The following is a 9286-nucleotide window of genomic DNA, read 5'->3' as shown; positions in this document are numbered from 1 at the left end:
GGAGGAGAAGTAATAATCAAGCTCACAGAATTATCTGGTATAGTCTTGATAAAATTATTGCTATCTCCTTGATAAAGAATTATTTCGGCATCAGGTTGATAAAAGTCTCGCACTGATTTTGATTGAGAAAATAAGGGCAACTGATTCATAGAAAATTTAGCAGAGAAGAGCCACTTTTAATTAGGGTTTGCTGAAAAAGTTTTTCCTGGGGGCAGGGTGTGGGGTGTGGGGTGTGGGGTGTGGGGTTTTACCCATTTTACATCCAATATTCAAGAGAGCCAGTTTTTTCAAACAATTAATGTTATCTGTAGCCAGCAAAGATATAACAAAAATTCTACTTTTTTAGATAAAAATCGGGAAGAAAGTTTTGACTTTTTTCTATTCTTCCCTTAACTTAGATTAGCTCAAACCAGGGACGCATTCGCCTAATTCCACTGTAAAAGGTTGCCAAGGACGAGGATCGATTACCTTTGTCGGTAAGGCATGGGATGTTAATAATTCTTGAAAAGATTCGGGACTACCCTCCGCACTTAACACCGCCATCAATAAACCTTTAAACTCGATATCACCACCGGCAGCCGTAGAAATAATATATTCGGGCTGCAAGCGTTGACAGACTGCCAAGGCGCTTTCTTGTCCTTTGATTACCGGTCCGAGGAAAGGTATTTTTAAGTCAATCAAAGGAGTGATAATCACGGAGATTTTACCCAGAGAATCGAGGCTAGGAGAATGATAACCGTGGGGTTCGTAGTAGATACTCTGATTTGTCGCTAATTCCTTGATAACATAACCATTTTCCACCAGAGTCGGCCCGACTGGAGAACCGGGGACAGCAGTAATTTCGATCGCATTGTCAAAGATATAACTAGAGCCGTGGTTTAAAGGGATGCGATGGGTATAATTGAGCGCTCGAACCACTTTTTCGGCATTAGGAGAAGCTACCACGGGAATTTGGCGATCGAGTACCTGTAAAGTGGGAGGATGAGCGTGATCTTCCAAACCTTGGGAGAGAAGAATCAGATCGATATTTTGGGGAATGGCATGATTAGCGGTTTTTTTGCCCTCAAATAGCCAAGTTAAATTACCAAAAGTCAGGGAACCTACCAACCAAGGGTCGAGAAGCAGGCGTTTTCCCCCGATTTCGATTAACCAAGAATTACTATCAAGCCAAGTTAACTGCATATAAGAAGAATGAGGATTTTCTTAATTTAATTTAACATTACCATTAATTTTTCTGCGCTTGGGGGTTTTTCAGTCATCAGTGAATGCCATTTATAGCAGTTATCTTAATGGTGAGGTAGGAAGTCTCTGGTTTTAGGGAACAGGCAACAGTAGCCAGTCGTTCGGGGATGATACCAAATTAGGTTACACTTCATCTTGAGGAGAAACGCTGTAACACTCCTCACTTAATGCTGCTCACTGAAAACCCAAATCTGATCACTGATTACTGATTACTGATTACTGATCACTGATCACTGATTAGTCAAGGCTTAAGAAATAGGGAAAGTTTAGCTATCTTAGGGAAAGTAGGCGCTAAAAGGGGAAGAAGAACGCATCAGCCGAGACTGAATTTCTATGACTAAACGTACCTTCGGTGTTATCGGACTAGCTGTCATGGGAGAAAATCTCGCTCTCAATGTGGAGAGTCGGGGTTTTCCTATAGCTGTTTACAATCGCACCGCCAGCAAAACTAAAGAATTTATGGAAACTCGCGCCGTCGGCAAGGATGTCAAGGCGGCCTATAGTTTAGAAGAATTCGTCCAAATTTTAGAGCGTCCCCGCAAAATTCTGGTCATGGTAAAAGCTGGCCCGCCGGTGGATGCCGTGATTGAACAATTAAAACCCCTTCTCGAAGAAGGAGATATGATTATCGATGGCGGTAACTCCCTCTACGAGGACACAGAAAGACGCACCCGCGACCTAGAATCGACCACTAAACTCGGTTTTGTCGGTATGGGGGTCAGTGGTGGCGAAGAAGGTGCTCTGCACGGTCCTTCCCTGATGCCGGGGGGTACAGAGTTCGCCTATCGGGAATTAGAGCCGATTTTAACCAAAATTGCCGCCCAAGTCGATGATGGTCCCTGTGTCACCTACGTGGGACCCGGGGGTGCGGGCCATTATGTGAAAATGGTTCACAATGGCATCGAGTACGGCGATATGCAGTTAATTGCTGAAGCCTACGATGTGCTGAAAAATGGTCTAGGACTAAGCAATCAGCAGTTACATGAAACTTTCGCCGAGTGGAATCGCACCGATGAGCTTAATTCTTATTTAATTGAAATTACCGCCGATATCTTTAAGTATGTTGACCCAGAAACCGGTCATCATTTGGTAGATTTAATCTTGGATTCGGCGGGACAAAAGGGAACCGGACGCTGGACCGTGTTAAGTTCCTTGGAGTTGGGGGTGTCAATTCCGACTATTTATGCTGCGGTTAATGCTCGCGTGATGTCCGCTTATAAGGATGAACGGGTGGCAGCCGCCAAAGAGTTACCCGGACCTGGGGAAACCTATCCGGGGGATGCGGCACTATTTGTGAATAAGGTGGGTGATGCCCTTTACTGCTCGAAAATGTGTTCCTATGCCCAGGGTATGGCCTTAATCGCTAAAGCTTCTCAGGAGTTTAACTATAATATCAGTCTGCCGGAATCGGCCCGGATCTGGAAGGGCGGCTGTATTATTCGGGCCGGTTTCTTGGATAAAATTCGCAAAGCTTTTGCGGAAAATCCGGGCTTGCCGAATTTGTTGTTAGCACCGGAATTTAAGCAAAGTATCCTCGATCGCCAAGAAGCCTGGCGTGAGGTGTTAGTCTTGGCTAATAAGTTGGGAATTCCTGTCCCGGCTTTTAGTTCTTCTTTGGACTATTTTGATAGTTATCGTCGGGCCAATTTACCGCAAAATCTCACCCAAGCACAACGGGATTATTTTGGCGCTCATACCTATGAACGTACCGATAAACCCAGAGGTGAGTTTTTCCATACGGAATGGATGGCTGAATCGTAAAGCTATCTAATATCTTCTCCCCTTTTTATTTCTGGTAAAAAGGGGAATTTTTTGGCTATCGGTCAAGAAATTTCGATAACCCTTGGGCAAATTGTTCGGCAGTCATGCTCCAACCGCGGTTGGCAGGGACTAAAAGAGAGCCGGTGCTGAGAAGTAAGTCCATAGTTGCCAATCGCTTCTAGGTGTTGAGCAGTGCCATAACCCTTGTGACGAGCGAGTCCATAATCGGGATAGCGTCTGTGCCAACGAGTAATTAAGTCATCGCGCCAGACTTTGGCCACGATACTAGCCGCCGCAATTACCGGGGATTGTTGATCTCCCTGAATTACCGCCTTTTGGGGGATTGACAAATCTTTAATAATGTGCTTGCCATCGACCCAGCAGAGACTGGGGGAAAGGGGTAATTTCCCGATAGCTCTGCTCATCGCCAGTAGGGAGGCATGAAAAATATTCAAGCGATCGATCTCTTTCACCGTAGCATAACCGATGCGACAAACAAAATCCCGTTGTATTTGCCGGCTCAACTTTTGCCGTTTTTGGGGGCTAAGTTGCTTACTATCCTTCACCCCCAACTCCCACAGCCGTGCAAAACCAGAGGGGACAGTGACCACTACCGCCGCCACCACGGGGCCAAATAAAGCCCCGCGCCCCACCTCATCGACACCGGCAATTAAGGGTTCTGCGCTCATGACTCATCGACAGTGGCGGAGGAACGACGACGACGACGACGCAGCACCGCGGTTTCAGCCTCTAGTTGTGGCTCCTCTGTCACCTCGGCGCTCACCGGGGTCTCTAAAGGAATGACTTCGCCCAGAAAAACTGGAGTTTCGGTCGTAATCGGTTCGGGCGTAAAAGTCACTGGTGGACTAGCTTCTTGGTTGATTTCCTGACTAACTTCGCTAGTGGTGGAACGACGACGACGGCGCACCAAGGAACGATTTTCGGCTTCCTCGCCGGTTTCCGTCGCTTCTACCGGGGTGTCCTCGACTTCTAGGGTAGGAGTCAAGGATATTTCAGGAGTAACAGGCATTTCTGGGTTTTCCGCTTCTCTTTCCCCTGCCAGTTTCACGGAAACAATCACCGATTTCGGGTCTTTAAACTCCTTATCCACCAGAATCAGGGGAGAAATGCCCATTAAAGAATAAACTTCCTGTTCTACCGGGGTCATTTCCACGGAAACCCGCTCCCGTTCGCTGACGGGGATATTTTTGGCGGCGCTGGCATCTTCTCCCCGTTTCGAGAGACGGGCGGGGCGTTCTCGTTTTTCCTCAAAGCGTTGGGGTTCTGATTCCGGCTCGATTTCGTTGTTAACACCGTTAGTAGAGGCTTTTTCGCCCCGTTCCTCTTTTAGTAACAGTTCCGAGGGACGACGACGGCGGCGACGGCGAGAATTATTAACCTGTTCTTGATAGTTGGGATGGAAGGAAAGATCTATCTCTTGGGCGTTTTCTTCGGCCTCAAATTCGGAGAAAACTTCTAGATAGGGTTCGGCCGCCGCAACGCTAGGAGCGCTCTTATCTGGTAGAACTTTTGTATTAATTGGGGCAACGACAAAGGTTTCTTTTTCCGCGCGGCTAAGGGTGGGGGTTTCTAAGGCGATGGCGTTGCCTTCTCCGGGTAGATGGGCTAAATGGCCCAGTCCGCCGCAATGGTCACAGGTTTTGCCGAATAATTCATAAATGTTTTTCCCCTGACGCTTACGAGTTAATTCCACTAACCCCAATTCCGATAATTGGGCAATCTGGGGCCGGGCCTTATCGCTTTTCAGGGCCTTATTAAACAATTCCAGCAGTTTCAACTGGTCGCGACGGGAATCCATATCGATGAAGTCCACCACCACCACACCGCCGATATTTCTCAAGCGCAGTTGTCGGGCGATTTCTGTGGCGGCCTCGCTATTAGTCCAGAGTACGGTTTCTCGGGCCGTGGCCGAACGGGTAAAGGAACCGGAGTTAACATCAATTACCGTTAAAGCTTCCGTCGGTTCGATGATAATGTAGCCGCCGGAGGGTAAATCAACCCGGGGTTTGAGGGCCTCGCGAATGGCAGCGTTAACCCGGAAATAGTCGAGAATTGGCTGGGTTTCCCGATGGGAGTCGATATAAACCCCTTCGAGAGCTTTGCCGCCGCCCCAGTTCGTCAATTGCTGTTTAACTCGTTTTACCGCCACCGGGTTATCCACAACAATGCGATTGACATCGGCACTGTACATATCCCGCAAAACCCTTTGAATAAAGTCATCATCGCGGTTAAGCAGGGCCGGGGCCCTGGTGCTGACGGCCATCTGTTGGATGCTCTCCCACTGTTTTTGCAGAAATTCCAAATCCTCGATAATCGCCTCTTCCGCTTTGCCTTCGGCCTCGGTGCGTACCAGCAACCCCATCCCCGCCGGTTTGACCAAAATCGCTAAAGCTCGTAAACGGGAGCGCTCGTCTTCACTGCGGATGCGACGGGAAAGATTCACCCCGCGACCATTGGGCATCAATACCAGATAACGACCAGGGAGAGTGACATTTCCCGTTAGCCGCGGTCCCTTGTTGCCAGTGGGTTCCTTCATTACCTGTACCAGCACTTTTTGCTGGGGGGCCAGTAATTCCGTGATAGCACCGGCGGTTTTTTTCAGTCTTAAGGGACCCAGGTCGGTGACATGGATAAAGCCATTGCGTTCCGCATCGCCAATATTGACGAAGGCTGCATCTATCCCGGGGATGACATTTTCTACTAATCCTAGATAGATGTCGGCCACCTGCTGATTACCTGTGGCTACAACTAATTCCTGAATTTGATCTTCCCAAAAAACAGCCGCTATATGGTGTTGTTCGGCTATGATTATTTGTTTTGGCATTCAATTTCCTCAATCTTTCGGTTTCAAAAGCGACGGACCATGGGCTATTTGTCTATGCTTTGAGGCTACTTCTGGAAATCTGGTCTTGTTAAGAAAGTTCTAAGAAGATGAGTCCGCATCGTTAAAGCCTCATCTTGATGTTCATCTGCCTCTCAGACGTGGGAACTGAGTCTTGGTTTCAGTTGTTAAGTCTGTTTGGCAACTGCCGGCTTGACCCACAATTAGGTAAGCACAGCCAGGAGACGAGATTTTCAATTAATCCCTGAGTCTTGCTCGATAACAGCATTTTTTATCCGTTTCCGCCGGTTCTGTCTATCAGAATCTAGGAAAAAAGGAGTTTTTGAGTTACTCCCCTCGGCAACGGGTTTCTGTGGAAGGGAAAATAGCGCACTTTTCGATTTTCCAAAAACCACGATTCTTTTAAGAAATGCTTTAATCGAGTCTTATAGACGACTATAACTCACTCGGTCACTCTCTGACAAGACGATGATCCCCTGACCAAGATAAATTTTTCGGGGCAAGAAAGGAGTCAATAGCTAGAATTCAGGAGTCAGGAGCAATGATAGGCAATAAAATAGACCTAAAAAGCTATATAGCTGACTTTTTAGGCTAAAATTTTCTTTTTATCTCCTTTTGGCTTTCTAAAGAATTAATTAACCCGCTAGTCCAGCTAGGATTATTCATGAGATGACCGGATTGACGGTTTCCTTAATCCCTTAATTCCCGTTCAGGCAAGGCGATAACGTTCAAAATTCCCTGTAAATCGGCTTCTGACTCGATTTCTAGCAATTCTTGCAGGTAGGGACGATAACGGTATAGTCGATAACCTTTCCCCTCTAACCATCGGGCCACAGCTAAATTACTGCCTTGATTAGCGGCAATATTTTCGTAGAGAATAATCGGGGCAAAACGCTCAATTAAAAGTTGACTACCTTCTAAAACCGGTACTTCGTGGCCTTCCGCATCAATTTTGAGTAAATCCACCCTTTCTAACTGATAGGTATCAATTAAACTATCGAGGGTAAAACAGGGAACTGGTTCGTAATTGTCTGACTTTAATTGGGCTGCATCGGTAACGACTTCATTTAATTCACTAGCTTGATACAGGGATAAATAAACATTTCCCCCTTGATTACTGGCTGCTCCTCGACAGGGATAAACCCAAGAAAATTGATTAACCCGACAGGTTTCTTCTAGCAACTGGATACATTGGGAAAAAGGTTCGATAGCGATAACTTTTCCCGTTTTTCCGACTCGATGAGCGGCACTAAAAGTATAAACTCCGGCATTTGCCCCCACATCAATAACCGTCATTCCTTCCCTAATACTATGGCGCCAAAATTCCATTTCTGCTTCAAACCAATCCCCTTGGGCGAGTAAAACTCCCGTGACAAAACTGCGAAAACTTGCTTCTACAGCTAGGGTAATATCCCGATCAAAATCGAGATAGGTAAAGGGCTGATTTATATCTAAATTTGTCCAACTTTTCCCCGTTACTTTCGCTGTTTCTAACCAAAAATTAGCTAATTGTTGTTGTCCTAATCCCCGATAGGCTAAATAAAGAGCTTGCAAATTGTCAGCATCTTCCGGATCGAGATTAACGGCGCGATGGAGATTAAATAAACCTTCTAGCTGTTGATTAATTAATTTGGCGATACCTAATTGACGATTGAGATGACAAGAATTGGGGTTAACATGATTAGCTAATTCCAGAAATCTTACCCCATTTTGATTATAAAAAGCCAGGGATGAGCGATATAATATTTCTGTAGATAAAAACAAGGTCTGCTCGCTATAATTAGCGGTTTCCAATAAATCCCTTAATAACTCCTGTCGGTTATGGGCAGGAAAATAATAAATTAACCCCGGGGGATAATTAGCATTCACCGATGATAGCACTTGGACTAAAGCATTAAAAGCATTTTGTGCCGCTAAATCTCGATCGCCTACTAGATAATAAACTAGAGCTAAATGGGCAGTAGCAAGGGGATAAACCGCCATTTCTAGGACTCTTTGCAGAGATTGAAAAGCCATCTCCACATACATCGATCGCATTGGGGAATTTTCCGCTTCAATTAAAGCCATCACCGCACAGTTATGAAAATCTAAAGCCGTTTCTGGTTCATCCCAATTAGTAGATAGATTTTCTGCGATTAAAAACTCTCCATCCAGTGCCGGATTAATTGACTGGAGATACTGACGATAAAGCGCTAAATAATCACTCATAATCTAGTATGACCTGCACCCATTTGGGCGGACGAGAAATCGGATTACCGAGGCGATCAAGAACTAATAACGCCACTAAATGCACGGCAAATAAGTATAATAAACTATTGACAAATATGCCCACAACTGCTATCGATTGCACTTGCAGCAGCGTCGGTTTAGCGAGAATCCCTAACTGGGTGAAAATCCAATCAATAAAATTAGTCGCTTGGGTAATCACATATAACCAGAGATTTTCGCCTAAAAGAATTGAAAACAGCCAAAAACGAAAGAATAAACCAAAAGCACCCAACAGTCCCCCAGTCAAGATAGAAAATTCCCAGCGCGCACCCCGGCGCCAGCATAGCCCCAATTGTAACCCCATCAAGCCGTGGGGAATCAAAAAGACGATACTGCGAGTCGGTCCCATTAACACCGACAAAAGTAAACTGGAAACTAATGCTGTCATGGAAGCACAACGAGCGCCCCAACGTAAATAGGCTAAAGCGATAGGAATCGGGAAGAAAACCCTTAATAACGGTCCGAGGGGAAAATAATAGTCAATTAACCAGATTAAACTGGTAGCACTGGCCAAAAAAGCCGTCTCCACCGTGATCAGGGTAGCGATAGACTTGAGAGGAGATGGTTGGATAGGTTTGGCAGTGGGTTTATCTAGGGGTTTCTCCTCTTCCCCCATGTCCACCCAATTGGTTTCATCTATTGTCTCTTCTGAGGATTGAGCGGGAGAATTAGCGTTAGAATCATTCATTCTATCAGTTATCCGGTGGTCGGGACGGGTTGGCAAGCTATTCTTAGCTTAGACTTGTGACTCCCAGTCAGGCAAGAGGCAAAAGGGGGAATAAATAATCAGTCTTTAATAACTGGATTGAGTATCAGGTGTTAGGGGTGGGGGAATTTACGGAAAATTTCCCTGTTTTCACTGAAAAAAACGGCTCTAAATAGGGTTTGCGGCAAAAAGTACGGGGGAATGAGTAGGTAGGGTGCGTTAGGAGCGCCACAATATTATTTAATTTCAGATCGTAGGTTGGGTTGAACGATAGTGAAACCCAACACTTTTAAATAATTGGGTTGGGTTTCTACGGCTCAAAAAAAAATCGACCCGCCTTAAATCGTAGGTTGGGTTGAACGATAGTGAAACCCAACACTTTTAAATAATTGGGTTGGGTTTCTACGGCTCAAAAAAAAATCGACCCGCCTTAAATCGTAGGTTGG

General features: G+C 45.7%; 6 protein-coding genes and 1 pseudogene. 1 reads left to right on the top strand and 6 read right to left on the bottom strand.

From position 1 onward, the window contains the following. Positions 1-149, bottom strand: a pseudogene (locus PX636_RS05515) (site-specific DNA-methyltransferase); the annotation flags it as partial. Between the two features lie 250 nt (positions 150-399). Further along, a complete protein-coding gene (locus tag PX636_RS05510) occupies positions 400-1182 on the bottom strand; it encodes an MBL fold metallo-hydrolase (protein WP_288116435.1) in 783 nt (260 codons plus the stop codon). A gap of 393 nt (positions 1183-1575) precedes the next feature. On the opposite strand from PX636_RS05510, the gene gnd reads away from it, so the two are divergent. Beyond that, positions 1576-3003: a decarboxylating NADP(+)-dependent phosphogluconate dehydrogenase gene (gnd, locus tag PX636_RS05505; protein WP_288116434.1), complete on the top strand. Its 1428-nt coding sequence runs from the start codon at positions 1576-1578 to the stop codon at positions 3001-3003. A 62-nt stretch (positions 3004-3065) separates the two neighbouring features. Here gnd and rnhB read toward each other — a convergent pair whose 3' ends face one another. The 4 genes from rnhB to PX636_RS05485 form a co-directional block, all read right to left on the bottom strand. Continuing rightward, positions 3066-3692, bottom strand: coding sequence for a ribonuclease HII (gene rnhB, locus PX636_RS05500; protein WP_002798654.1), 627 nt, complete (start codon positions 3690-3692; stop codon positions 3066-3068). Then, complete coding sequence (rne, locus tag PX636_RS05495) at positions 3689-5848, bottom strand: ribonuclease E (RefSeq protein ID WP_288116433.1); 2160 nt, start codon at positions 5846-5848, stop codon at positions 3689-3691. Before rne ends, rnhB begins: the two co-directional genes overlap by 4 nt. A 708-nt stretch (positions 5849-6556) precedes the next feature. Further along, positions 6557-8074: an FkbM family methyltransferase gene (locus PX636_RS05490; protein ID WP_012264898.1), complete on the bottom strand. Its 1518-nt coding sequence runs from the start codon at positions 8072-8074 to the stop codon at positions 6557-6559. Continuing rightward, entirely contained in the window at positions 8067-8822 is a 756-nt protein-coding gene (locus PX636_RS05485; RefSeq protein WP_288116432.1) for a DUF2232 domain-containing protein, read from the bottom strand. Before PX636_RS05485 ends, PX636_RS05490 begins: the two co-directional genes overlap by 8 nt. Positions 8823-9286: the final 464 nt, after the last annotated feature.

The sequence above is a fragment of the Microcystis sp. M53598_WE2 genome, assembly GCF_030067735.1.
In the GTDB taxonomy this organism is placed as follows: Bacteria; Cyanobacteriota; Cyanobacteriia; order Cyanobacteriales; family Microcystaceae; genus Microcystis; species Microcystis aeruginosa.
The sequence above is the reverse complement of the archived record's forward strand: the minus strand, read 5'-3'. Positions and strand labels throughout refer to the sequence as shown.